Source organism: Herbidospora sakaeratensis, assembly GCF_001570525.1.
GTDB lineage: Bacteria > Actinomycetota > Actinomycetes > Streptosporangiales > Streptosporangiaceae > Herbidospora > Herbidospora sakaeratensis.
On sequence record NZ_BBXC01000018.1, the window covers coordinates 206,913 to 232,819 of the forward strand.

Annotated in this window: 20 protein-coding genes; 10 read left to right on the forward strand and 10 right to left on the reverse strand. The window is 71.4% G+C overall.

Annotation, left to right across the window (positions count from 1 at the left end; genetic code table 11):
* Positions 1-130: 130 nt before the first annotated feature.
* Entirely contained in the window at positions 131-1,945 is a 1,815-nt protein-coding gene (locus AW271_RS29205) for a CHAP domain-containing protein (RefSeq protein WP_062340809.1), read from the forward strand.
* Here the strand turns inward: AW271_RS29205 and AW271_RS29210 are convergent.
* Positions 1,933-2,811 carry a hypothetical protein gene (locus AW271_RS29210; protein WP_062340810.1) on the reverse strand — a complete coding sequence of 293 codons (879 nt, stop codon included), beginning with the start codon at positions 2,809-2,811 and terminating at the stop codon, positions 1,933-1,935. The genes AW271_RS29205 and AW271_RS29210 overlap by 13 nt on opposite strands.
* A gap of 210 nt (positions 2,812-3,021) precedes the next feature.
* Here AW271_RS29210 and AW271_RS29215 point away from each other — a divergent pair, with 210 nt between their 5' ends.
* From AW271_RS29215 to AW271_RS29230, 4 genes are read left to right on the forward strand one after another with little or no spacing between them, the layout of a single operon-like run.
* A complete protein-coding gene (locus AW271_RS29215; protein ID WP_275935786.1) occupies positions 3,022-5,619 on the forward strand; it encodes a helix-turn-helix transcriptional regulator in 2,598 nt (865 codons plus the stop codon).
* A 48-nt stretch (positions 5,620-5,667) separates the two neighbouring features.
* Positions 5,668-6,984: an alkyl sulfatase dimerization domain-containing protein gene (locus AW271_RS29220; protein ID WP_062340812.1), complete on the forward strand. Its 1,317-nt coding sequence runs from the start codon at positions 5,668-5,670 to the stop codon at positions 6,982-6,984.
* A gap of 36 nt (positions 6,985-7,020) precedes the next feature.
* Positions 7,021-7,779, forward strand: coding sequence for a HipA family kinase (locus AW271_RS29225; RefSeq protein ID WP_062340813.1), 759 nt, complete (start codon positions 7,021-7,023; stop codon positions 7,777-7,779).
* Complete coding sequence (locus AW271_RS29230; protein ID WP_062340814.1) at positions 7,776-8,162, forward strand: DUF3037 domain-containing protein; 387 nt, start codon at positions 7,776-7,778, stop codon at positions 8,160-8,162. The genes AW271_RS29225 and AW271_RS29230 overlap by 4 nt, the downstream gene beginning before the upstream one ends.
* A 62-nt stretch (positions 8,163-8,224) precedes the next feature.
* Here the strand turns inward: AW271_RS29230 and AW271_RS29235 are convergent, their stop codons facing one another.
* The 3 genes from AW271_RS29235 to ispG all read right to left on the reverse strand — a co-directional run bounded on the left by AW271_RS29235 (position 8,225) and on the right by ispG (position 12,050).
* The gene (locus AW271_RS29235; protein WP_062340815.1) at positions 8,225-9,067 is read right to left on the reverse strand and encodes a GNAT family N-acetyltransferase; all 843 of its coding nucleotides are present in this window, start codon (positions 9,065-9,067) and stop codon (positions 8,225-8,227) included.
* Positions 9,068-9,101: 34 nt separating this feature from the next.
* Positions 9,102-10,793, reverse strand: coding sequence for an alpha/beta hydrolase (locus tag AW271_RS29240; protein ID WP_063818152.1), 1,692 nt, complete (start codon positions 10,791-10,793; stop codon positions 9,102-9,104).
* 90 nt (positions 10,794-10,883) lie between these two features.
* Positions 10,884-12,050: a flavodoxin-dependent (E)-4-hydroxy-3-methylbut-2-enyl-diphosphate synthase gene (gene ispG / locus AW271_RS29245; RefSeq protein ID WP_062340816.1), complete on the reverse strand. Its 1,167-nt coding sequence runs from the start codon at positions 12,048-12,050 to the stop codon at positions 10,884-10,886.
* A 327-nt stretch (positions 12,051-12,377) separates the two neighbouring features.
* Here ispG and AW271_RS29250 point away from each other — a divergent pair, with 327 nt between their 5' ends.
* Entirely contained in the window at positions 12,378-13,454 is a 1,077-nt protein-coding gene (locus AW271_RS29250) for a lytic polysaccharide monooxygenase (RefSeq protein ID WP_245653262.1), read from the forward strand.
* Positions 13,455-13,507: 53 nt separating this feature from the next.
* Here AW271_RS29250 and dxr read toward each other — a convergent pair whose 3' ends face one another.
* A complete protein-coding gene (gene dxr, locus AW271_RS29255; protein ID WP_157554723.1) occupies positions 13,508-14,686 on the reverse strand; it encodes a 1-deoxy-D-xylulose-5-phosphate reductoisomerase in 1,179 nt (392 codons plus the stop codon).
* A 217-nt stretch (positions 14,687-14,903) separates the two neighbouring features.
* Here dxr and AW271_RS29260 point away from each other — a divergent pair, with 217 nt between their 5' ends.
* On the forward strand, positions 14,904-15,890 hold the full coding sequence (locus AW271_RS29260; protein WP_218008208.1) for a trypsin-like serine peptidase: 987 nt from the start codon (positions 14,904-14,906) through the stop codon (positions 15,888-15,890).
* Positions 15,891-15,941: 51 nt separating this feature from the next.
* Positions 15,942-16,880: a trypsin-like serine peptidase gene (locus tag AW271_RS29265; RefSeq protein ID WP_062340820.1), complete on the forward strand. Its 939-nt coding sequence runs from the start codon at positions 15,942-15,944 to the stop codon at positions 16,878-16,880.
* On the opposite strand, the gene ppk2 is transcribed toward AW271_RS29265, so the two are convergent.
* Together ppk2 and AW271_RS29275 are read right to left on the reverse strand one after the other, a co-directional pair.
* Positions 16,877-17,800, reverse strand: coding sequence for a polyphosphate kinase 2 (gene ppk2 / locus AW271_RS29270; protein WP_062340821.1), 924 nt, complete (start codon positions 17,798-17,800; stop codon positions 16,877-16,879). The genes AW271_RS29265 and ppk2 overlap by 4 nt on opposite strands.
* 66 nt (positions 17,801-17,866) lie before the next feature.
* Positions 17,867-19,297, reverse strand: coding sequence for an aldehyde dehydrogenase family protein (locus tag AW271_RS29275; protein ID WP_062340822.1), 1,431 nt, complete (start codon positions 19,295-19,297; stop codon positions 17,867-17,869).
* A 193-nt stretch (positions 19,298-19,490) separates the two neighbouring features.
* Here AW271_RS29275 and AW271_RS29280 point away from each other — a divergent pair, with 193 nt between their 5' ends.
* Positions 19,491-20,156 carry a TetR/AcrR family transcriptional regulator gene (locus tag AW271_RS29280; protein WP_245653263.1) on the forward strand — a complete coding sequence of 222 codons (666 nt, stop codon included), beginning with the start codon at positions 19,491-19,493 and terminating at the stop codon, positions 20,154-20,156.
* On the opposite strand, the gene AW271_RS29285 is transcribed toward AW271_RS29280, so the two are convergent.
* Positions 20,125-21,510: a PucR family transcriptional regulator gene (locus AW271_RS29285; protein WP_062340824.1), complete on the reverse strand. Its 1,386-nt coding sequence runs from the start codon at positions 21,508-21,510 to the stop codon at positions 20,125-20,127. The two genes, AW271_RS29280 and AW271_RS29285, sit on opposite strands and share 32 nt — an antisense overlap.
* 101 nt (positions 21,511-21,611) lie before the next feature.
* Here AW271_RS29285 and gabT point away from each other — a divergent pair, with 101 nt between their 5' ends.
* Positions 21,612-22,958: a 4-aminobutyrate--2-oxoglutarate transaminase gene (gabT, locus tag AW271_RS29290; RefSeq protein WP_062340825.1), complete on the forward strand. Its 1,347-nt coding sequence runs from the start codon at positions 21,612-21,614 to the stop codon at positions 22,956-22,958.
* Between the two features lie 354 nt (positions 22,959-23,312).
* On the opposite strand, the gene AW271_RS29295 is transcribed toward gabT, so the two are convergent.
* Entirely contained in the window at positions 23,313-24,515 is a 1,203-nt protein-coding gene (locus AW271_RS29295) for a saccharopine dehydrogenase family protein (protein ID WP_062340826.1), read from the reverse strand.
* Positions 24,516-24,604: 89 nt separating this feature from the next.
* On the reverse strand, positions 24,605-25,753 hold the full coding sequence (locus AW271_RS29300; protein WP_157554725.1) for a type 2 periplasmic-binding domain-containing protein: 1,149 nt from the start codon (positions 25,751-25,753) through the stop codon (positions 24,605-24,607).
* Between the last annotated feature and the right edge of the window lie 154 nt (positions 25,754-25,907).

Here is a 25,907-nt window from a genome sequence, read left to right on the forward strand (position 1 = left end):
GGCGTATCCTGTATGTCCAGTTTGGTCATGTTTGAGTAAAGTGAGTTGACCTGCACCTTAAAGGTCCATGAACATCCCATTCACGCAGATTGACCCCGAAGCGTAATGGATGTCACATATGACCCCAGAGATGCAGAAGCTCATCACGTTGTTGAGGAAGGAGATCGGATACCAAGAGCAATCCGGCGGCTACACCAAGTTCGGGGACTGGTACAACGCCGTCGAGACCGACGCCGACTACTCGTACCAGCCCTGGTGCGACATGTTCCTGTCATGGGGGGCGAACAAGCTCGGCTACAGCGACTGGTTCGGAGAGTTCTCCTACACGGTCGCGCACGCGCAGTGGTTTCAGGCGCAGGGGGCCTGGGGCCACGAGGCGAAGCCCGGAGCGGTCGTCTTCTTCGACTGGAACGGCGGAGGAAGCATCGACGGTATCGATCACGTAGGACTCGTGACGAAGGTGAACGGCTCGCAGTTCACCTCGATCGAGGGCAACACCAGCAACATGGTCCGGGAACGAACCCACGACGAGGGGACGGTCGTCGGGTTCGGCTACCCGGAACAGATCCTGGAGAAGACCGCCGGCCCAGCGGAGACCGGCGCGGACACCACGACCGACACCACCACCGGCACCGGCCCGGACACCGAAACCGGCACCGAAGCAGGCACCGAAACCGGCACCGAGACCCGGCCCGGCATGGGCCCCCACCCACGCCCGTGGGACCGGCCGGACACCCGCTCCGGCGGCGGCTTCGAAGACAAACCCGGCATCGGCTTCGACGGCCGACCCGGCCACGGCAAGGGCTCGGACACCGAATCCGGCCCGACATCCGGCACCGACTCAGGCACCGAATCCGGCCAGACATCCGGCGCCGACTCAGGCACCGAATCCGGACCTGACACCGCCGCGAAGACCGGCCCAAGCACCGCGCCCGGAGCCGACACCGGATCGGATGCCAGGAACGGATCCGACGCCGGAGCTGACACCCCGGACGCCAAGACCGGAACTCACGCCGGCGCGGGTACCGGCCCTCGAACCGACACCGGATCGCACACCGAAACCGGAACCGACACCGGCCCGGGTGTCGACAGGGGATCGGACACAAAGACCGGAACCGGCACGGGCCCGGGTGTCGACAGGGGGTCGGACACCGAAAGCGGCGCCCGCACCGGCCGGGGCTCCCACGATGGCGCCGACACCGGATCGAATGCCAGGGACGGATCCGACACCAGCGCGGGCACCAACCCCGAAGCCGGGACCGACACCACCGCGGACACCAACCCCGGAGCCGGGACCGGCACCACCGCGGAGACCAACCCCGGGGCCGGGACCGACTCCGACGCGGAGACCGGAGCCCGCACCGGCGCTGACACCGGGACCGGGTCGCACACCATGCCCAAGTTCGGGATCGGCTCCCGGCCGGGCGACCGGCCCGACACCAGGTCCGGTGGCGGGTCGGAGGACGGGCACGGGTTCAGGGACACCTGGTCCGGGCCCGGACCACAGCACGTCTGGTCGGGGATCGGCGCCGACGTCACTCCTGGGATCTCGTCCGACTCCGGCTCGCTTGCCGGTGTCGGCCCCGGCGGGTGCACGGGCAGCGACGAGAACGGCTGTCCGGACCGTGGTCCGCTCGTCTGGGCCGACACACCCCCGGCCACGTCCGAGGAGGCCCTCACGGCCCCCGCGACGCCCCGGGGGCCGACCCCCAAGGTCATCCTCCTCAAGGAGATGGCGGCGGAGTCGCCGCTCGTCCACCCTCAGATCAGTGCCCTCCCGGTGGCCGCGAGCCGGCCGGCGCCCTCCTCCGTCCCGCACGCGCTGAGCGCGCAGGGGCTCGTGGCGCCGTTGCTGGTGGTGCTGCTGGCGCTGGCCTTCCTGGCCAGTCACCGGCGTCCGGCGTCCTCGGCGTCGAAGGACTACCTGGGCCGTCACCGGCGGTAGAGCTCCGGGACCCCCAGGCGCGCCGCTCTGAGCCGCGCCCGGTGCAGTCCGGTGTCTCCGTACGCCGACCCGAGCGACCACACCCGGGCCACCCGGAGGTCGTGCCCGCGCGATCCGTGCCGCAGGATCGCGTGGGCCGCCCCGGCGGCGGCCTCCCCGGCTGCGGCCTTGGCCGCGCTGACGGCGCGCACGACCTCCCCTTCGGTCCGCGACTCGTGGTCGCCGGCGACGACCGCGGCGTCGTCCACGAGGGAGGCCGCGCACTCGGCCGCGTCGGGCGGGATGTCAGCGACCGCGCACAGGTGCCGGGCCAGGCCGACGAGCTGGGCGGCCACCGCGACGGTCGCGATCCGCAGGGCCGGCAGGGCCGACACCCGCGTGCCCAGGGGAAGGCCGGGACGCTCGGCCGCCACGCTGAACAGCCGGCGGCCCGGGTCGAGGCCGGGGCGGGGCGTCAGCCGCGCCGAGGAGGGCGGGAGGGCCTCCAGGACCCCGCCGGGACGCTCGACGACCAGCAGGCTCGCGGTGTCGGCGTCGGGGGCGTACACGGCGTCTCCGACGCGGGCCGAGACCCGCAGCTCGCCGCGGGCGAGCGGCCCGTGGAGACACTCCGGCAGCAGCAGCGCGCCGAGCACGCACGTCTCCACCAGCGGGCCGGGCAGCGCGGCGCGGCCGGTCTCGGCGAACGCGGGCACCGTGTCGGCGAACCGCAGGCCGAGCCCGCCGGACGCCGGCGATACCAAACACCCGAGGAATCCGGTCGCGGCGAGCGCGTCCCAGCCGGGCAGCCGCGCGTCGGCCGGCGGCGCCAGGAGGGCGGCCCGGACCTGGGCGGCAAGGCCGAGCTGCTCATCGGTGTAAGCCACGATCTGTTATGTACGTTCCGGCGAACCCGTCCGCCATGTCACTAATCGCCGAATCTGACGGTGCGGCCGCCGGTCTGGTCACGACCGCCGTGGCAATCTACGATTTCTGCACACATCGGGTGAACGTTCAACCGGATCACCGCGTCAGCTCTGTGACGCACGTGAAGGGGGTGACGTCCCGTCGACAGGGGCCTCGGCCGTGTCCAGCTCCTGCGTGAGCTGGAATCGGCTCTCCGGGAAACGCCGCGCACCATCTTGATCACCGGTGCCGCGGGGCTCGGCAAAACCCACCTGCTGGGTGAGCTGACCTCCCAGGCGGCGGGTTTCCGCGTGCTCAGAGGACGGGCCCGCGAACTCGACGAGGGCCTGGCCTACGCGCCGCTCGTCGACGCGCTGGAGTCGCTCGGCCGCGAGCCGAAGGCGCAGCAGCGGTTGTGGGAGCTGTACGACGCCATCGACCGGGCCGCGCTGGGCAGCCAGCCGGGCCGTCCGGTGGCCTCGCCGGGCGCGCTGGCCGGGCAGCTGCTCGCCGGGCTGCCGGGCCGCACCCTGCTGGCCATCGACGACGTCCACCACGCCGACGCCGACACGCTGCGGCTGCTCAAGACGCTGCCGCGCAGCTGCCCGGGCCTGGCGATCGTGGTGACCGCGCGGCGGACGCCGTCGCTGGAGGTCGACCTGGCGGTCCGCCTCGACCCCCTCTCGCGCGCCGAGGTCAGGAACCTGATCACGTCGCTGCTCGACCGGGCCCCGAGCGACAGCATGCTCGACCGGGTGCTGGCCGAGAGCCAGGGCAACCCGTGGTTCGTCCAGGAGGCGGTGCTCGCGCTCGTCCAGGGCGGGGCGGTGCGCTCCCCCGACCCGGGCGCGCGGCGCGGCGCGATCCTGAGCCGCATCTTCCAGCGCGACAAGGCCGGCCGCGACCTGGCGCGGGTGCTGGCCACGCTGGGCCGCACCCGCGACACCACCGCGATCGACACGCCGGGCACCCTGGAGGAGGTCGCCGAGCTCGCCGGGCTCGACAAACGCGCCGCCGAACGCGCGCTGGTCGCGCTGGTGCGCGACGAGGTGCTGGTCGACACCGGCGACGGCTACGCCTTCGCCCATCCGCTGGTGGCCGAGGCGCTGCACACCGACCTCAACGCGGGCGAACGCCGCCGCCTGCACGCCCGCATCGCCGCGACGCTCCAGCGGCAGGGCCTCAGCGGCGCGCGCCGGGTGCTCGAATGGGCCACCCACATGGCCGAGGGCGGCTCCCCCGACGAGGCGCGGGCGGCGATGTCGCGGGCCGCCGAGGTGACCCGCTGGACCGCCCCCCTGTCGGCCGCCCACTGGTACGGCCGGGCCGCCGAGATCACCGAGGACAAGGGCGAGCTGCTGGCGTTACAGGCGCTGTCGTACTGGAAGGGCTCCCGCCCGGCCCTGGCGCTCAACTCGGCCCAGCGGGCGCTGGCGCAGCTGCCGCCGGGCCGCCGCCACACCCGCACCTCCTATGTGGCCGTCGGCGCGGCCCACGCGATGGGCTGGTACGACGTCGCCCTCGCCATCCTGGCCAAGCAGCTGCCCCGCGCCGACGACCCGACCGCGATGCTGGCCCAGCGGGCGCTGCTGCTCGGGGAGCTGCGCCGCCCGCCCGACGACGCCGCGCGCCTGGCCTGGGCGGGGTTGCCGAGCTGCCCGCCGGAGGACCGCGTCATCACGGCCGGGGCGCTGGCCATGTGGGCGCTGGTCGAGGGCGACTGGCCGCAGACCGAGCGGGCGGTGTCGTTCCTGCTGACGTTCGCCGCCGCGATGCCGCCGGGCGCGCGGCTGGCCGCGCTGGAGTCGGCCGCCCACGTGCTGGCGACCGGCGGCGAGCTCACCCGTCCGGTGAAGTTGCTGGAGGAGGCCGAGCACATCCACCGCGGCCTCGGCTGGCACGACATCGCCGGGCAGAACGCCCGCACCACGGCCGTGGTCCGCCGCCTGAGCGGCGAGTGGGAGAAGGCCCTGGCCGACATCCGGGCCTCGGCCGGGCCGCTGACCGAGGCGGGCCTGCTGGAGAACCACGCGCTGCTGCGCAACGTCGAGGCCGACATCCTGCTCGACCAGGGCCGCTACGACGAGGCGCGGGCGATCCTGGCCGACCCGCCCCCGGCGAGCGCGACCCAGACGGGCCTGCGCCACATGTACACCGCGCGGTTGTTCCTCGGCACCGGCGACCGCGCCGCGGCGTGGCGGTCGATCGAGCTGGCCAAGGCGACCGAGGTGCCCGAGGTGCTCCACCGGGTCCTGGCGGTCGAGGTGATCTGGCACGCCATCACCGGCGAGACCGTAGGGGCCCGGCCGGCCGCCGAGCGGCTCGACGACTCGGCCCGCAACGGCACCCCGCGCACCAAGGTGGCCGCCGACCTGGCCATGGCGTGGGCGTTCGGCGACGCCGACCGCGCCCACGCCGCGCTGGAGAAGGCGCGCGGCCTCCCCTACGAGGAGGCCCGCGCCCGTCTCATGCTCGGTCTGTACGCCGACCCGGCGCAGCTCGCCAAGGCGCACACCCTCTTCACCGCCCTCGGCGCGGCCCCCTGGCGCGACCGCACCCTCCAGCACATGCGCGAGGCCGGCATCGCCCCCGCGCCCTCGGCCACCCTCACCCCGGCCGAACGCCGCGTCATCGAACTGGTCGCCGAGGGCCGCTCGAACCCGCAGATCGCCGACGAGCTGCACTACAGCCGCAAGACCGTCGAGGTCTACCTGAGCCGCGTCTACGCGAAGACGGGCCTGCGGTCGCGCCTCGAAGTGGCGCTCGCCGTCGAACGCGGGGAGCTGTAGGGAGCTCCCTACTGCGACAACCGAAGCCAGCACGGCACCATCGGCTCCATGGGGATCCTGGAGTACGCCGACAAGGTCTGGCGCGGAGCGGTGCGGGCGCACGAGGTGCCCCTCGCCGAGCTGCGCGCCGACGGCGTGCAGGAGGTCACCGAGGGCGTCGCCATGTGGCCGGCCTTCGGAAACGTGTACGCCGTCAAGGGGGAGGCGGGGCTGGCGCTGTTCGACACGGGCAACGCCATCGACGCCCCGGCCATGCACCAGGCCATCCGGGCCTGGTCGGACGAACCGGTTCGCTACGCCGTGTTCTCTCATGGGCACTTCGACCATGTGGGGGGAATGGAGTGCTTCGACGGCGAAGATGGGACGCGGCCCATCGTCGTCGCGCATGAGGGCGTGGCGAACCGGTTCGCCCGTTACGCCCGGACCGCCGGCTACAACTCGGTCATCAACCAGCGCCAGTTCGGGTTCGGGCAGATGCAGTGGCCGGCCACCTACCGGGTGCCCGACCTGACCTACCAGGACCGGCTCACCCTGACGCTCGGGGACGTCACCTTCGAACTGCACCACGCCCGCGGCGAGACCGACGACGCGACGTGGGCGCACATCCCCGAACGCAACATCCTGCTGACCGGCGACCTGTTCGTCTGGGTGACCCCCAGCGCCGGGAACCCGCAGCGGGTGCAGCGGTATCCCGACGAGTGGGCCGTCGCGCTGCGGACGATGGCCACGCTCGACGCGGAGATCCTGCTGCCCGGCCACGGCCTGCCGATCACCGGCGCCCTGCGGGTGCGCCGGGCCCTGATCGACACGGCCGACTACCTCGACAGTCTGGTCGAGCAGACGCTCGACCTGATGAACGCGGGGGCGCGCCTCGACGAGATCCTGCACACCGTGAAGCCACCGCTGGAGTTGTCGCAGCGCCCCTACCTGCAGCCCTACTACGACGAGCCCGAGTTCATCGTGCGCAACATCTGGCGCCTGCACGGCGGCTGGCACGACGGCAACCCGGCGAGCCTCAAGCCCGCCCCGGACGCCGTCTTCGCCAGAGCCATCGCCGACCTGGCGGCGGGCGCCGGAACCGTGGCGGGGCGCGCGGTGGTCGCCGCGGCGGAGGGCGACCTTCGGCTGGCCTGCCAGCTGGCCGAGCTCGCCGTCCAGGCGGAGCCCGACGACCACAAGATCCATGAGATAAGGGCGCGGGTGTACGCCCTCCGCGTCCAGCAGGAGCCCGGGGCGATGGCCAGGGGGGTCTACGCCTGGGCCGCGGCCGAGTCGCGCAGCAAGGTGACCGGCTGCGACCTGCTCGACGTTTACCACGAGGTGTCCGACGGCCGGATGTGGTGGATCCCCGCCCACGACCGGTGACCGACACGCGCACCCAGTCCAGGTAACCTGTCCGGCGTGCTGGAACGGATCACGGCGACGCGTTACGTCACGCCGCTGCGCGAGGGCGGCTCGCTGCCCGGTGTGATGGAGGCCGACGACCTCGGCACCCACGTCGTCAAGTTCCGGGGCGCCGGGCAGGGCCGCCGGGTGCTGGTCGCCGAGGTGATCTGCGCCGAGCTGGCCCGGGGCCTGGGCTTCGCCACCCCCGACCTGAAGGTGATCGACCTCGACCCGCAGCTGGGCCGCCGCGAGCCCGACGAGGAGATCCAGGACCTGCTGAACGCCAGCGCGGGCGACAACCTGGCCATCGACTTCCTCCCGGGCGCGCTGGGCTTCGACCCGCCGGTCTGGAACCCCGACCCCGACTTCGCGGGGAGGCTGATCTGGTTCGACGGCCTGATCCACAACGTCGACCGGTCGTGGCGCAACCCCAACCTGCTGGTCTGGCACGACGCGATCTGGCTGATCGACCACGGCGCGGCCCTGTGGTTCCACCACAACTGGCCCCGCGCCGACCCGCTGCGGCCCTTCGACGCGAGCGACCACGTGATGACGAGGTTCGCGACCGAGGTGATCCCGCTCCCGGTGACCGAAGACCTGCTGCGGCACGCCGTCTCCCTGGTCCCGGGCGAGTGGCTCGGCGACGACTCCCGCGACGCCTACGTCGACCACCTGCTGACGAGAGCCGCCTCGACCGCCTGGCATCCCGACCTGACCGCGGCACCCAAGACTCCCGTGCGGACCAACACGATCGGCGGCTTCTGGCGCTCATGACCCGCGACGTCTACGAGTACGCGCTGATCCAGATCGTCCCGGACATCGAGCGCGGCGAACTGATCAACGCCGGCGTGATCGTCTACTGCCAGCCGCGCGGCTACCTGTGCGCCCGCACCGACCTCGACGCCGCCCGCCTGCAGGCCCTCTGCCCGTCGGCGAACCTGCCCGGGGTGCTGCACTCGCTGATGGCCTACGAGCTGAGCTGCTCGGCCGAAGAGGGCCCGCTTCGCTCCGAATCGCTGGGCAGCAGGTTCCGCTGGCTGACCGCCCCGCGCTCGACGATCGTGCGCACCGGCCCCGTCCACGCGGGCCTCACCGGAGATCCCGAGGCCGCCCTGAACCGCTTGCTCGACCGGCTGGTCAGAATCACATCTACCTGACCAGCCCGATATCCCGAAATTTCGGGCGGTGGAAGCGACCGGATCCGCCGATCGGAAACGACCTAGAACAGCACCGAGGTGAACGTGTCGACCTCGTGGAAGCCCACCCGGCGGTAGGCCGCGCGGGCGGGCGCGTTGTAGTCGTTCACGTAGAGGGTCACCACGGGGGCGAAGTACTTGAGGGCCTGTTCGACCACGGTCGCCATGCCCGACGAGGCGTGGCCGCGCCCCCGGTAGAGGGGGTCGACCCAGACGCCCTGGATCTGGCACGCCTGGGGGGTCACCGCGCCGATCTCGGCCTTGAAGACCACCCGGCCGTCGTCGATGCGGGCGTAGGAGCGGCCGATGCGGATCAGTTCGGCGACCCGTGACCGGTAGAGCGCGCCGCCGTCGCCGTTGTCGGGCGAGACGCCGACCTCCTCGGTGAACATCGCCACGCAGGCGGGCAGGACGGTGCCGAACTCCTCGGGCCGCACCCGCCTGACCAGCTGGTCGGGCGTGACGAGCGGGGCCGAGCTGATCGACATGACCGGCTGGGCCCAGCGGATCGCCCGCGCCGGGCCCCAATGGGGCTCCAGCCTTTCCCACAGGTGCTCCACGGCGGCCGAGGGCCCGACGATCGAGGAGCAGCGGCGGCCCTGCTTGCGGGCCCGGTCGGCGAAGGCGTGGACGGCCTCGCGGGAGGCGTTGACCGGCACGAGATTCGCGCCGGCGTAACAGAGGGAGGTCAGCCCGCCGCGCGGGCCGAACCCCCACATCTGGCCGCCCAACCGGGAGGGACTCAGGCCGACCGACCTGACCCGGGAGGCGACGAAGACGTTGGCGACCGGATCTGCGTCGAGGATCTGGAGCACCTCGTCGCGATCGTTGTCGTCCAGCACGCGCGACGCCGACGTACGCAGCATCACCCGCCCAGCCTACGCCAGACCCCCCGATTGGTCAGCGACCGAGGAGGACTTGGGTGAGCGTCTCGTGGGTCGGATTCCCGGCCGTGGAGGCCATCCGGGTGGCCGCCCGCGCCCCCGGCGGCGGGCAGGTGAGGTCGGGCTCGCTCCCCGGACGGCGGCGCTGGGGCAGCACGCCGTCCTTCAGGTAGGCCGCCACCTGCCGGTCGACGCACGGGTTGCCGCCGAAGCTGACCCCGTGGTTGCCGCCCCCGACCAGCATCATCCGGGCCGACGGGAACCGGTCGCGGACCGTCAGCGCGCCCCGCAGTGGCGTGGCGGCGTCGCGGCGCGACTGGAGGATCAGGACCGGCACGAGGCCGCGGTTGCCGCCCACGGTCACCGGAGGGCCCCCGGCGTGCGGCCAGAAGGCGCAGGGCAGGTTGTAGACGGTGTTGCTCCAGGTCATGAACGGCGACCGGGCGTAGATGCGGCGGGCGTCGGCGCGCCAGGTGCTCCAGTCGCGCGGCCAGGCGGCGTCGCGGCACTGGGTGGACAGGTAGACGGCGTAGTTGTTCTCGTCGGCGGCGTCGTTCTCGCCGTGCTGGCGGTAGGCGCTCACCAGGGCGGTGACGTCGCCCTTGCGGACGTAGTCGGAGAAGGCGCGGGCGAAGGAGGCCCAGACCGCGTCGGTGTAGCCGCCGACGGTGAAGGTGTCGTCGAGCTCGCTCGGGCCGACGACGCCGCCGGCGGGGCGCTCGGCCAGCCGCTTGCGCATGCCGTACCAGGCGAAGGAGACCTCCTCCTCGGTGTCGCCGAGGCGGAAGAGCTCGTTGTTGTCGGCCACCCAGTCGAGGAAGTCGCGGTGGCGCTCGTCGAAGGCGACGTTCTGGTCGAGGTTGGCGTCGTACCAGACCTTGGTGGGGTCGACCACGCTGTCGAGCACCATCCGGCGGACCCGGTCGGGGAACAGGGTGGCGTACACCGAACCCAGGTAGGTGCCGTAGGAGTAGCCGAGCCAGCTGATCTTCTCCTCGCCGAGGGCGCGGCGCAGCGCCTCGACGTCGCGGGCCGCGTTCTCGGTGGTCATGTACGGCAACATCCACGCGAACCGGTTGCCGCACCCGGCGGCGTAGGTCTCGGCGCGGGCCAGCAGCACCCGCTCGGCGGCCTCGTCGGCCGGCACGTTGTCGGCGCGCGGCGTCGCGTAGTAGCGCTTGGGGTCGACGCAGCTCAGCGCGGGCTTGCTGGCTCCGACGCCGCGCGGGTCGAAGCCGATCACGTCGTAGCGGGCGGCCACCTCGGGCGGCAGCGAGGCCGCGACGTGGCGGGCCAGCGCGAGCCCGGAGGCCCCCGGTCCGCCGGGGTTGACCAGCAGCGGCCCCAGGTGGTTGCCGTCACGGGGCGCGCTGCCCTTGAAGCGGTTGAGCGCGATGGTGATCTGCTGCCCGCCGGGCTGCGCCGGGTCGAGCGGCACCCGGACGTTGGCGCACTCGGGGCCTGCGGTGGTCCGGGCCGGCACCGCCTGGCCCAGGCCGCCGCCGTTCCCGGTCAGCTCCTTGAGGATCTCGGCCAGCGTGGCGGGCGGGGCGCCCTTGGGGGCGGGCGCGGCGCACGCCCCCCACACGATCCGCTGCGAGGGCACGACCTGGGCGGCATCGGCCCCTTCGGGCTCCGTCACCACCCCTGCCACCAGCCCGGCGGACAGGACCGTGACCCCGGAGACCACCCCGACGACTCGCTTCACGTGCTCTCTCCTCTGCTCACACGACAGAGGCCAGCTTCCCCCAAGTGACGGGGCGATCACACGGAGTCGCCGAGGCGGATTACCGAATCATCACCGGACGATGACCTGCGGCCCAGGAGCGTCGTCGTCGTCGAGGTCGACGTCGACGCCCATCTCCTCGGCCAGCCGCAGCGCCTCTTCGATCAGGGTCTCGACGATCTGCGACTCGGGCACGGTCTTGACGACCTCGCCCTTGACGAAGATCTGGCCCTTGCCGTTGCCGGAGGCGACGCCGAGGTCGGCCTCGCGGGCCTCGCCGGGGCCGTTGACGACGCAGCCCATGACGGCCACCCGCAGCGGCACCTTCAGCCCGTCGAGCCCGGCGGTGACCTGGTCGGCGAGGGTGTAGACGTCGACCTGGGCCCGGCCGCAGGAGGGGCAGGAGACGATCTCCAGGCCGCGCTGCTTCAGGTTGAGGGATTCGAGGATCTGGTTGCCGACCTTGACCTCTTCGACCGGGGGCGCCGACAACGAGACCCGGATGGTGTCGCCGATGCCCTCGGCCAGCAGGGCGCCGAACGCGACCGCCGACTTGATCGTGCCCTGGAAGGCCGGCCCGGCCTCGGTCACGCCCAGGTGGAGGGGGTAGTCGCACTTCTCGGCCAGCAGCCGGTAGGCCTTGATCATGACGACCGGGTCGTTGTGCTTGACCGAGATCTTGATGTCGCGGAAGTCGTGCTCCTCGAACAGGGAGCACTCCCAGAGCGCCGACTCGACGAGCGCCTCGGGGGTGGCCTTGCCGTACTTGGCGAGCAGGCGGGGGTCGAGGGAGCCGGCGTTCACGCCGATGCGGATCGGCACGCCGTGGTCCTTGGCCGCGCGGGCGATCTCGCCGACCTTGTCGTCGAACTTCTTGATGTTGCCGGGGTTGACCCGGACCGCCGCGCAGCCGGCCTCGATGGCGGCGAAGACGTACTTCGGCTGGAAGTGGATGTCGGCGATGACCGGGATCTGCGACTTCCTGGCGATCATGGGGAGGGCGTCGGCGTCGTCCTGCGACGGGACGGCGACCCGGACGATCTGGCAACCCGACGCGGTGAGCTCGGCGATCTGCTGCAGCGTGGCGTTGACGTCGGCGGTGAGCGTGGTGGTCATGGACTGCACGGAGATCGGGGCGTCACCCCCGACCGGCACCGAGCCCACCATGATCTGACGCGAACGGCGCCGGGGGGAGATCGGCTTGACCGGCAGGGAGGGAATCCCGAGATCAACAGACATTTCAGCACCTTGCGCTAAGAGTCGTCCTTGACGTCCATCAGTCTAGGCAGGCGCCGGATCAGCCAAACCCGCGCGGCCACCCGCTGCCCCAGCTTCTGATGAATCATTCATCGCCGACCTGGGCAAAAGCCGCGAACGACCCCTGTGACCTGGGCACGCCGGGAAGCCCGATTTACATTCCGAATCGCGTGAGCGCTCCCGCAGCAGTGCGGCGATTGGCCGCCCCATAACGAGGCTGGCAGCAGCCACGGCCAGGTGAAAGGGACATCCGTGGTCGGACCACGTAGTAGAACGCTCAGATTCAGGCTCACCGCCATAGCCACCGCGGTGGTGGCACTGGCGGCCACGGCGGTGACCGTGCTGGTCTCCAGCCCCGCCCAGGCCCACGGCGCGCTGATGGTGCCGGGCAGTCGTACGTACCTGTGCTGGAAGGACGGCCTGAACGGCAACGGCGCCATCCAGCCCAAGAACGCGGCCTGCGCCGCGGCCGTCGCCCAGAGCGGCACCAACTCCCTCTACAACTGGTTCGCGACGCTGCGCTCGGACGGCGCGGGCCGGATGTCCGGGTTCATCCCCGACGGCTCCCTGTGCTCCGGCGCGGCGGTCGTCTACAACTTCAGCGGCTTCGACCTGGCCCGCAACGACTGGCCGGTCACGCACCTGACCTCGGGCGCCAACATCCAGATGCGGTACAACAAGTGGGCCGCCCACCCGGGCACGTTCCGCCTGTACATCACCAAGGACTCGTGGAGCCCGACCCGCCCGCTCGCGTGGAGCGACCTGGAGTCGACCCCGTTCGACTCCTCGACCAACCCGCCGAGCGTCGGCAACCCGGGCAACGAGAACGCCTACTACTACTGGAACGCCAACCTGCCGTCGGGCAAGAGCGGCCGTCACATCATCTACTCGGTGTGGCAGCGCTCCGACAGCAACGAGACGTTCTACGGCTGCTCCGACGTCGTCTTCGACGGCGGCAACGGCCAGGTGACCGGCATCGGCGGCACCTCCAGCCCGTCGCCCAACCCGACGCCGACCCCCACGCCCACCCCGACGCCCACGCCGACCCCGTCCCCGACGCCCACGCCGTCGCCCAGTGGCGGCAACGGCGGCTGCACGGCGACGTACTCGATCGCCAGCTTCTGGCCGGGGGCCTTCAACGGTTCGGTGACGGTCAAGGCCGGCAACTCCGCCATCTCGGGATGGACGGTCAGGTGGACCTTCGCCAACGGCCAGACCATCAGCCAGATGTGGGGCGCGACCCACACCTCGTCGGGCGGCCAGGTGACGGCCGTGCCCGAGAGCTACAACCGCAACCTGGCGGCGAACGCCACAGCCACGTTCGGCTTCCTCGCCTCCCAGTCGGGCACCAACCCGATCCCGACGCTCACCTGCACCGCAGCGTGACCTGATGTGATCTGAGAAGGCCCGGGGCGCACGCGCTCCGGGCCTTTCCGGCGTCAGGCGGTCAGTTCCGCCGCCCGCGCGCGGGCCCAGGCGTCGGCCGCCAGGACCTCCTCGATCGACTCGGCCCGGCCGACCTCGTGCTCCTCGACCACCTCGGCCACCGTGTCGACGATCGCCAGGAACGGCAGCGCGCCCTTCATGAACGCCTCGACGCACACCTCGTTGGCCGCGTTGTAGACCGCGGGCGCGGTGCCGCCCTGCTCCCCCACGTGGCGGGCCAGCGGCACCGACGGGAACGCCTCGACGTCGAGCGGCTCGAAGGTCCACGTGTGGGCGCGGGTCCAGTCGACCGGCGACGACACCCGGGGCAGGCGGCCGGGGTGGCTCAGCGCCAGCGCGATCGGGAGCCGCATGTCGGGCGGGCTCGCCTGGGCCACCGTCGAGCCGTCGACGAACTCGACCATCGAGTGGATCACCGACTGCGGGTGGACGACCACCTCGATCCGGTCGAACCCGATGTCGAACAGCAGGTGGGCCTCGATGACCTCCAGGCCCTTGTTCACCAGCGTCGCCGAGTTGATCGTGATGACCGGCCCCATGTTCCAGGTCGGGTGGTTGAGCGCCATCTCGGGCGTCACGTCGGCCAGGTCGCCGCGCCGCCGCCCCCGGAACGGCCCGCCGCTGGCGGTCACGACCAGCTTGCGCACGGCCTCGGGCCGGTAGCCGGCCGGGCCGGACGCCCACAGGCACTGCGAGAGCGCCGAGTGCTCGGAGTCGACCGGGATCAGCTGGCCGGGCGCGGCCAGCCGCTTGACCAGCGGCCCGCCGATGATCAGCGACTCCTTGTTGGCCAGCGCGAGCGTGGTGCCGGCCTTGAGCGTCTCGAGCGTCGAGGTCAGCCCAAGGGCCCCGGTGATCCCGTTGAGCACGATGTCGCACGGCCGCGCGGCCAGTTCGGCCACCCCTTCGGGGCCTTCGAGCACCTCGGGCGCGGCCCCCAGGGCCGAGAGCGCCTCGCGCACGGCGGGCAGCGCGGCCGGGTCGGCCACGGCCACGACGGGGGCGCCGGTCTCGGCCGCCTGCCGGGCCAGCAGGTCGGGACGGCCCCCGCCGGCGGCCAGCCCGGCCACCCGGAACCCGTTGCGGACGATGACGTCGAGAGCCTGGGTGCCGATCGAGCCGGTCGAGCCGAGCACCGTGATCGAACGAGGGGGGATTTCCGGTCGGTTCACCGCACCATTGTGCGCCACGTCCCGGTACGCCTGAGCCTCGGGTTATTCCAGGCGATCTATGCCCGTATCCCGCTATATCCATATGTACATAAAGGAGAAAGAGGGACACCGGGGTCGCTAATTTCGCGCGTCAGGACATCCGATAACGGAGGTACGCATGCATGGCTCGGCGCCCCGCCGCCTGACCCGATTGGCCCCCTTAGTCACCGTCCCGGTCGTGGCCGCGCTGTTGCCCGCGACGGCCGCCGCCGCCGGGGGCGCGGAGCCCAAGCCGGTGGCCGTCGCGGCCGCCGACAGCAAGAGCGAGCAGCGCGCGGTGGAGAACTTCTGGACCGAGGCCAAGATGGAGGCCGCCAAGCCGCTCGACGCCCCGGCGGCCAGCGCGCAGCGCTTCGCCAGCGGCGCGGCCGCCTTCCTCGACCTGCCCGACGCCAAGCCCGCCTCGGTCAAGCCCACCCTCACCGCCGACGCCGCCGCCGGGGAGCCCGCCGCCGCCTCGGCCACCTCCGACGGCGCCCCCTGGAACGGCGGCGGCGCCGTGGTGAAGACCTCGGGCCGGGTCTTCTTCACCGTCGCCTCGGGCTCGGGGGCCGGCAGGAACGCCTCCTGCTCGGGCAACGCCGTGACGAGCGCCAACAAGAGCGTGGTCATCACCGCCGGGCACTGCGTGCGCCTGGGTGGAGCGTTCCACAAGAACTGGGTGTTCGTGCCCGCGTACGACAACGGCCAGCGCCCCTACGGCACCTGGGTGGCCACCAACCTGCTGACCACGCCGCAGTGGAGCCGCAGCGAGGACATGAACCACGACGTCGCGGCGGCCGTGGTGGCCCCGCTCGACGGGGAGTACCTGACCGACGTGGTCGGCGGCCAGGGCATCGCCTTCAACCAGCCGCGCGGCCGCCAGATGTACGCCTTCGGCTTCCCCGCCGCCGCGCCGTACAACGGCTCGAAGCTGACCTACTGCAGCGGGCGGGTGTTCGACGACTTCCTGCTGTCGGACGACCTCGGCCTGAACTGCGACATGACCGGCGGCTCGTCGGGCGGCCCCTGGTTCTCCAACTTCAACGAGAAGACCGGCGCCGGCATGCTGAACTCGGTGAACAGCTTCAAGTACAACTTCGCCAGCTTCTGGATGTTCGGCCCCTACTTCGGCGGCGAGGCCCAGGCGCTCTACAACGCCGCCCAGCGGACCGCGCTCACCTGATTTACCAAAAGTAGTCATACGAACACGGATAGTGGTCCACAATCTGGGGCCATGACCCCCGTCCTGACCGCGCTGACGCTCGTTCTCGCCACTCTCAGTCCGGCCGCGAACCCGGCCGCCGGGCCGCCGCCCGACGTCGTCCACCACTGGGCGGCGGCCGCGCCGGCCGGCTACTGGACGCCCGAGCGCATGGCCAAGGCCCTGCCCATCGGGCTGCTGGAGGTCGTGCGGCAGTTGTCCGAGAACCTGGGGCCGAAGCGCAAGCGCCAGGCGGCTCCGGCGACGACGCGGCAAGCGCGGCGGGTGCCGGTGTCCTCGGCGCGGTGGCAGTCCGGCGGCCTGGTGGGGCGGGCCGCCGGCCGGGTCTTCCTGACCATGGACGGCGTCGACTTCGTCTGCTCGGCCGGGTCGGTCCGGTCGGCCAACCGCGACGTGGTGGTCACCGCCGGCCACTGCGTCAAGGACGGCACCGGCGCCTGGGCCCGCAACTGGGTGTTCGTGCCCGGCTACGACGAGGGCGCCCGCCCGCTGGGCACGTTCTCGGCCCGCCGCATGTTCGTCGCCGGGCCCTGGTCACGGGCCGCCGACGACAGCTACGACGTCGGCATGGTCGCCCTCAACGCCCAGTTGGGCCGCCACGTCAACGACGTCGCGGGCGCCCTGGAGATCGGGTTCGGGGTGAAGCGCGGCCAGCAGACCCACGGCTTCGGCTACCCCGCCGACCCGCCCTACGACGGCGAGCGGCTCATGTACTGCGCGGGCCCGGCCAAGCCCGACCCCCACAGCCAGACCCACGACCAGGGGCTCCGGTGTGACCTGACGGCGGGGGCGAGCGGCGGCCCGTGGCTGACCGGCTTCGACGCGGCCACGGGACGCGGCACGGTGACGTCGGTCAGCAGCTTCAAGTACAGCGACGACAACTCGATGATGTACGGCCCCTACTTCGGCAGCGCCGCCAAGCAGGTGTTCGACATGGCCGAGAAGGCCTAGAGGCTGAACTCGTCGCCGTCGTCCGAGAGGTCCTCGTCGACGATGTCGGCGGCCTTCCTGACGATCAGGGGGTCGGGGGTGCCGACGATGGTGGTGTCCTTGTCGTCGTAGTCGAACAGGCTGAGCACGTGCCGCATCGCCTCGACCCGGCCGCGCTTCTTGTCGTTCGACTTGATGACCGTCCAGGGGGCCTCGTCGGTGTCGGTGCTGACGAACATGCGCTCCTTGGCCTGGGTGTACTCGTCCCACTTGTCCAGGGAGGCGATGTCCATCGGGGACAGCTTCCACTGGCGTACCGGGTCGACCTGCCGGATCACGAACCGGGTGCGCTGCTCGGCGCGGGACACCGAGAACCAGAGTTTGACCAGCTTGATCCCGTCGCGGACGAGCAGCTTCTCGACCATCGGGGCCTGGACCATGAACTCCTCGTACTGCTCATCGGTGCAGAAGCCCATGACCCGCTCGACGCCCGCGCGGTTGTACCACGACCGGTCGAACAGGACGATCTCGCCGGCGGCCGGCATGTGGTGGATGTAGCGCTGGAAGTACCACGAGGTGCGTTCGCGCTCGCTGGGCTTCTCCAGCGCGACCACGGTGGCGCCACGGGGGTTCAGGTGCTCCATGAAGCGCTTGATCGTGCCGCCCTTGCCGGCCGCGTCGCGGCCCTCGAACAGGATGACCAGACGGCCGCCGGTGTCCTTGAGCCAGTACTGCAGCTTCAGCAGCTCGATCTGGAGCAGTCGCTTGTCGCGCTCGTAGCTGGGGCGCTCGAGACGCTGGTTGTAGGGGTAGTGCTCACGCCAGGTGTCAACCGGGCTGCCGTCCGAACGCAGCAGCACCGGATCGTCGTCGCCGTCTTCGTCATTGACCCACAGCCCCGGGGTGCGGCCCAGGAGGTCCACGACATCGTCCGCCTTCATGGCCGAAGCCTTTACCTAATCAGGGAGACCCAATCCCCTATGCCCGTTTTTGTCACCCAAAATTCGTCAGAGCGTCAGGCCCGTAAGGACCATGACCTTCTCGTAGGTGTAGTCGTCCATGGCCGACCGCAGACCTTCGCGGCCGACGCCGGAGTCCTTCACGCCGCCGTAGGGCATCTGGTCGGCCCGGTACGACGGCACGTCGCCGATGATCACGCCACCCACCTCCAGCTCCCGGTTGGCCCGGAACGCCAGGTCGAGGCTGCGGGTGAAGACGCCCGCCTGGAGGCCGTACGCCGAGTCGTTCACCTCGGCGAAGGCCGCGTCGGGCCCGTTGACCCGCTGGACGACGAGGACCGGCCCGAAGACCTCCTCGCGGACCACCTTGGCGTCCTTGCGTACGTTGGCGAGCACGGTCGGGGCGTAGGCGGCGCCGTCGCGGGAGCCCCCGGCCAGGACCTTGGCGCCGGCCGCGACCGCCTCGTCCACCCACGCCTCGACGCGTTCGGCGGCCTCCACCGAGACCAGCGGCCCGACCTGGGTCTTCTCGTCGGCGGGGTCGCCGGTGACCAGGGCGTTCACGGCCTCGACGAGCTTGCCCTCGAAGGCGTCGGCGACCAGTTCGTCGACGATCACCCGCTGGACGGCGATGCAGCTCTGCCCGGCCTGGTAGTTGGAGAACAGCGCGATGCGGGTGGCCGCCCAGTCGAGGTCGGCGTCGGCGAGCACCACGGCCGCCGCGTTGCCGCCGAGTTCGAGGGTGACGTGCTTGCGGGGCACCTGGTCCATGATCGCGTACCCGACGGGGGTGGAGCCGGTGAACGACACCACCGGCAGGCGCGGGTCGTCGACCAGCGCGGCGGCCCGGTCGTTGGGCACCGGCAGGACCGAGAACATGCCCTCGGGCAGGTCGGTCTCGGCCAGGATCTCGCCCAGCGCCAGCGCCGACAGCGGCGTCTTGGGGGCCGGCTTGACGATCACCGGCGCGCCGACCGCGATGGCCGGGGCGACCTTGTGGGCGACCAGGTTGAGCGGGAAGTTGAAGGGCGAGATCGCCAGGACCGGACCACGCGGCACCCGGGAGACGTAGGCCATGCGCCCGGCGGCGGCGGCCTCGGTGTCGAGCCGGACCACCTCGCCGCTGAACCGGCGGGTCTCCTCGGCGGCGAACCGGAAGGTGGAGACCGCCCGGTTGACCTCCCCCCTGGCCCAGAACATCGGCTTGCCGTTCTCACCGCTGATCAGCCGGGCCAGTTCGTCGGCCCGCTCGGCGATGCGCCGCGACACGTGGGCGAGCGCCTCGGCCCGGACGTGGATCGGCAGCGCCGCGGCCTGACGCGCCACGGCGTGGGCGGCGGCCACCGCCTCCTCGACCTGATCGGGGGTCGCGAAGGAGGTCACCCCGACGGTCCGGCCGTCGTGGGAGTTGGTGACGGTCAGCTCGGCCTCCCCATTCGCGGGACGGCCGGCGATCCAGAAAGGCATGGCAACGCTCATGCAACTGACGCTATGCCACTATCGTGTAACGGGCCTTACTCCGCATCGCACAATCGGCTGCAATCTTCTGGCCATTGCGGACAAGTCCCCATGCTCCAACCCCATGTCACGGTTGCGCCGCAATTTCGGGATGTTTTCCATTGCGGTGCGGTTTGAACGCTGAGTGGCGTGGTTAAGTCAAGGTTCGGGTCCGATGCGAGGGCCCCTTGATGAGAAGGGCTCGTCGCTCATGGCCACGCCGGTCCCGCTCGGATTGCAGGGCGCGTACGCTCTCGGCCAGCGGAGTACCTACGACGAGCTGCGCACCAAACTCCTCGACGTCGCCAGCGAACTGCTGATCAGCGCGGGGCCCGAGAGCCTGACCGTGCGGCGCATCGCCGCCGAGGCCGGGTGCGCCACCACCGTCATCTACACGATGTTCGGCAGCAAAGAGGGCCTGGCCGAGGCGCTCTACCTCGAAGGCTTCGAACGGTTCCGCCGCCGTCTGGCCGCCGTGCCGGCGCGCACCGACCCGTTCGAGTACCTCCAGTCGCTCGGCCCGGCCTACCGCGAGGCGGCGCTGGCCGAGCCCGGCTACTACAGCCTGATGTTCGAGCGGGCGATCCCGGGCTTCGTCCCGTCGGAGCGGGCCCGCACCCTCGCCCGCGCGGCGCTGAACCTGTTCGACCGGGTGATCTCCGACTGCATCTCGGCCGGATACCTGACGCCGACCCAGCCCCGCAAGATCGCCGACGCGTTGTGGGCCGCCGCCCAGGGGGCGATCTCACTGGAACGTGCCGGGCATCTGCCCGACGCCCAGACCTACACCGTGGTCACCAACGCCACGATCAACCAGTTCCTGGTGCCCCAGGCGCACTGAGGGCGATCCACAACTCCGCCCGCGCGGCCGGGTCGTCGAGGTCGCGGCCGAGCAGGTCGGCCGCCTTCTTCATGCGGTAGCGCAGGGTGTGCCGGTGCACGCCGAGCCGCTGCGCGGCGGCGTCCCAGTGGCCGTTGCAGGCGAGATACGCCTGGAGAGACTCCCGCAGGTCGCCGCGCTGCTCGTCGAGCGGGGCCAGCAACACCGCGGCGTAGGCGCGCACCGCCTCGGGGTCGAGCAGGTCGAGGAGGCCCTGACCGGCCAGGTCGGCGAAGCTCAGCTTGCCCCGCCCGGCCCGGTAGGCCCGCACCGCCTGGTCGACGGCGGTCGCGACGCAGGTCAGCGGGCCGGGGAGGCTGATGCCGACGGGGCCGTCGAAGGCGTCGCGCAGGGCCGGCATCTCCGCTTCGCCGCAGATCACGACGGTCGCGTCGCCGTGGGGCGCGTGGAAGGCCCTGATGGGGCCGCTCTCGGCGACGGCCAGAACGACCACCGGATCGTCGGGCAGCGTCACGCCGACGTCCGACAGGACCGCGCGGGCCGTCTCGGTCTCCCCCGCGACCAGCAGCCGGAGCACCGCCGAGCGCAGCCGCTCGGGCGCGGCGCCCTGCTCCAGCGCCAGGGTCAGCAGCGAGGCCGCCGCGTTGACGATCGTGTGGGCGATCGGCGTGAAGGGGTGGCCGGCGCCGACGGCGAAGAAGCCGCGCCCGCCGAGGGGCTGGACCACCACGTTCTCCTGCGGCCCGGCCAGCGCCACGGCCGCCGCGCCGCTCCTGAGCCGGGCGAACTCGCTGCGCAGCCCGGCGGCGCGCTCCTGCGCCTCGGGCGGGGTGGCGTGCCGGACCGTGCCGGTCTCGTCGAGCAGCACCACCCAGCCGCCGAGCTCCCGGGCCAGCCGGTCGGCCACCGACGCCGCACCGTCGCCGCGCAGGGCGGCCCTGGTCAGCCGGCCCTGGGCCTCGAAGGCCCCGGTGATCTCCTCGTAGTGTTCGGCCGCCAGCAGGTCGCTCACGGCCTTCCCGATGGCGATGAAGGGGGTCTCCCTGGCCACCTCGACCAGCGGCAACCCCGCCTCGGCCGCCGCCGCGACCAGCTCGGCGGGCACCCGCGCGTGGCTGAGGCCGATGCCGAACCCCAGGCCCGCGACGCCTCGGCTCACGAGCCGGGTGATGTACGGTCGCCACGAGGCCGTCCGCATCCCGGTGGTGAGCACCAGCTCGTCGCCCTCGAGGAACGGCGTGGGGTCCTCCAGCTCGCTCACCGCGACCCAGCGCACCGGGCGGTCGAGCGCGCCCGACCCGGCCAGCACGCGCAGCCCGGCCATGGTGGTGATCCTGCGCAGGGACGGCGCCACCTATCGGCCCCCTCGAGTTGTCCATTCCGGCACGTGGCGATCCTCGATTCTGCCACGTCGGAGCATCGAGACTTCGCACGGGGGGACGTAACGTCGACCACATGACCACTACAGCCCACGGCGGCCCGGGGCTTCCCCAGGAGCGCCGCCTCGTCACCGAGATCCCCGGCCCCAAGTCGCGGGAGATGTTCTCCCGCAAGCAGTCGGCGGTGCCCGCCGGCGTGGGCACCACCCTGCCGGTCTTCGTGACGAAGGCCGGTGGCGGCGTGCTGGTCGACGCCGACGGCAACTCCCTGATCGACTTCGGTTCGGGCATCGCCGTCACCAACGTCGGCAACGCCGCCCCGAAGGTGGTCGAGCGGGTCCAGAACCAGGTGGCCGACTTCACCCACACCTGCTTCATGATCACGCCGTACGAGTCGTACGTCGCCGTCTGCGAGAAGCTCAACACGATCACCCCGGGTGACCACGAGAAGCGCACGTTCCTGGTGAACAGCGGCGCCGAGGCGGTGGAGAACGCCGTCAAGGTGGCCCGCCTGGCGACCGGCCGCCCGGCGGTGGTCGCCTTCGACCACGGCTACCACGGCCGCACCCTGCTGACCATGACCCTGACGGCGAAGAACATGCCGTACAAGCAGGGCTTCGGGCCCTATGCCCCCGAGGTCTACCGCATGCCGCTCGCCTACCCCTACCGGTGGCCGGGCGAGAACGTGGCCGAGGAGGCCGCGGCGCAGGCGATCGACCAGATCACCAAGCAGATCGGGGCCGAGAACGTGGCCGCGGTCATCATCGAGCCGATCGCCGGCGAGGGCGGCTTCATCGTGCCGGCCAAGGGCTTCCTGCCGCGCATCGCGGAGTTCTGCAAGGCCAACGGCATCGTGTTCATCGCCGACGAGATCCAGACCGGCTTCGCCCGGACCGGCCAGATGTTCGCCTGTGAGGACGAGGGCATCGTGCCCGACATCATCACCACGGCCAAGGGCATCGCGGGCGGCCTGCCGCTGGCCGCCGTGACCGGCCGCGCCGAGCTCATGAACGCCGTGCACGCCGGCGGCCTGGGCGGCACCTACGGCGGCAACCCGGTCGCCTGCGAGGCGGCCCTGGGCGTGCTGGAGACGATCGAGGAGGAGGGCCTGGTCGAGCGGGCCCGCGCGATCGGCGACCTGATGCTGCCGCGCCTGCGCGCCCTCCAGGAGCGCTTCGACGTCATCGGGGACGTGCGGGGCCGGGGGGCCATGACGGCGATCGAGCTGGTCGTCCCGGGCACGAAGGACCCGAACCCGGCCGCCGCGTCGGAGATCGCCAAGCGGTGCCACGCCGAGGGGCTCGTGGTGCTGACCGCCGGCACCTACGGCAATGTGCTCCGGTTCCTCCCGCCTTTGGTGATTCCGGACCACCTGCTCGACGAGGGTTTGACCATCCTCGAAAAAGCCGTCAGTGAGGTGTGATTCACCCCAAATAGGGCACCCGGCTTGTGGCCGGGTGCCCGTTTTGTTGTTGTACGCCCTGTCGGATGCCAGTCATTTAACCCCGACTTGGCGTCGTGCTGGTCGATCACACCAGGTAGTCGCGTTATAACGGTTCCGACACATGACCGAGGAGGCGGACAGGTTTGCTGACGTTCGACCCGGCAGGTCTCACCTCGCTCCAGCGCGACGGAGACGCCTGTGTGGTCTGCCACAAGAAATGGCCTCGCCCCCGCGTCCGAGTCGGCCGGTTGCCCGACGACACCACCGTCCACGCGTGTGACGAGTGCGCCGAAGCCCTTCTTCCGGTCGTGCCCAGACGCGGTGAGCGGCAGCTCACTGCTCGCGGAGCGCCCAAGGAGAGCCGTAGTCGGTGAGCAGGTCGAGGAACGGCACCGCGTCGAAGGCCTCCGGGCCGAGCACGCCCTTGCCCTTCCAGACCCCGTTGGCCAGCAGCTCCAGCGCGACGACCGGGTGCACCGCAGTCTGCCACACGACGGCCTGACAACCGTACTCACGCATCGACCACTCGTTGTCGACCACGTGGTAGAGGTAGACCTCGCGCGCCCGGCCGTCCTTGCCGACGCCCTTGACCCAGGTGCCGGCGCAGGTCTTGCCGCGCATGCGGTCGCCGAGGGTCGAGGGGTCGGGCAGCGAGGCGGCCACGACATCGCGCGGCGACACGTCCAGGCCCTTCACCTTCACGGTGCCGGGTGAGTCGAGGCCGAGCTTGCGCAGCGTCTTCAGCACCTCGATGAACTCGTTGCCGAGGCCGTACTTGAAGGTGACGCGGCGGGTGTCGACCCACCGGGGCACCAGCAGCACCTCTTCGTGCTCGACGTTCACGCACTCCACCGGGCCGATGCCCTCGGGGAAGTCGAACACCTCGGGCTCGCTGAACGGCTCGGTGGTGTGCCAGCGGCCGTCCTCCCACACGATCGGGGGGTTCAGGCACTCCTCGATGGTGGTCCAGATGGAGAAGGTCGGGGCGAAGTCGTAGCCGTCGACGCGCAGGTTGGAGCCGTCGCGGATGCCGATCTCCTCGATCGTCTCGAAGAGGTGGTCGGCGGCGTAGCGGGCGAACACGTCGGCGAGGCCGGGCTCGACGCCCATGCCGACGAGGGCCAGCTGGTCGCGCTCCTCCCACTGGTCTGCCAGGGCGAACTGGTCGTCGCCGAGCTTCACACCGGGCATCTCATAGGGGCGCTGGGGGTGGCGGGCGCTGAGCGACATCGCCATGTCGAGGTAGGTCACTCCGGCGTTCAGGGCCGCGGTGAACAGCGGCATGTCGAAGCGCGGGTCGACGGCGTTGAACAGCACGTCGCACTCGTGGGCTCTGAGGGCCGCCTCGACCTCGGCCGCGTTCGAGGCGTCGAGCCCGATCGCGGAGAAACGAGGGTCTTCGATCCGGGCACATGCGGAAACGGCCCGGTTCACGTCGTAATCGGCAACAACGATGTGGTCGTAGAAACTGCGCCGCGAGGCGATGGCCACCATGGCCGAACCCACGCCACCAGCGCCGACAAGGAGGATCCGCATGGAGAGCAGGCTAACAGCTGACTGACTGACCATTCAATAAGATGGACGAATTCGACTGGTCCACCAATCAGTGAACTTGTTCGGGGGCCCTACTCCTCCTTCAGGGAGGTCCAGGCCTTGATCCAGTCGTCGTAGGCCGTGCACGACCCCGCCCCGCCGCCGCAGTCGACGGCCGGGAAGGTGGCGAACACCACACCCTTGTCGGCGTGCTCGTCGCACAACGTCCCGACGCGCGCCTGCTTGGCCGCCTCGCCGGGCGGCGCGTCCTCAGTGATCCTGTACGTGCACGCCTTCGGGTTCGCCGGCGCGGTCCCCGTCCACCAGGCGACCTCCCGCTGCACGTCGGGCCGCAACGACCACTCGAGCCAGCTCTCGGCGCACGAGGGATGAGCCGCCCGGGCCGAGACCATCCACGACATCACCCACCCCGTGACCGGCCCCCCGGCCCGGGTGACGGCCAGCCCGGCCCCCGCCATGCCGCCCAGCACATAGGGCGTGGCCTGCGCCATCGTCGCCCCGCCCGCGAAACCCTCGATCACCTGGACGGGGTCGCGCCAGTAGACCCGGCCGTCCTTGTTCTTCTCCAGCAGCGCCACGGCCTCGCCGAGCTGGTCGGCGCTGAGCTGGTAGGGATCGTCGAACCCGAGCGACAGCGCGGCGTCGGCGATGGTCAGCGGGCTGTCGCGGAGCAGCACCGGCCCGTCGGCCTCGAAGATGGAGCCCTTCGCGCCGTCCTTCAGCGCCACCACGGTGGTGTCCCACACGTAGGGCACGCCGTGGTCGCCGACCAGCTCGCGCGCCCACTTCGGCAACCCGGAGTAGCCGGCCACCTTCCCGGTGTCGATGCGGGCCGCCCCGCCGTCGGCGACCAGCTTCCCGGCCAGATCGGGCCCGGCCGCGACCACGTCGAAGGTGTCGACGTTGACGGGGTTGCCGGCGACGTACTCCCACGGCCGGTAGGTCACCCGGCAACCGGTCTCGCGCTCGAACGGCGCGACCCAGTTGACCTTCCGGTCGTTGCCGCCCCACTCGACGAACCCCCGGGGCGCCAGCACGGTCAGCGCGCCCTCCCCCGTGCCCGAAGCGGTCGGCGACGGCGACGGCGTGCGCGACGGCGTGACAGAAGGGGACCTGGTCGCGGAGGAGGACGGAGTCGGCGCGGAGACGACCTGCTGACCACACGCGGCCAGCAGCAGGACGGCGGCCCCGGCGAGGGCGGTGAGACGACGCGACGCCAACGATCCTCCACGGCCTGGAACCGGACTCCCCGGAAGCCTACTCGCAGGTCCTAGGACCAATATCCGAGTGAGTTCTGTCGGTGGACCTCCGTAGAGTCGAGCCCATGAGCTCCACCCCGTTCCCACCACCCCGCTCCACCGCCGCACTGAGCAC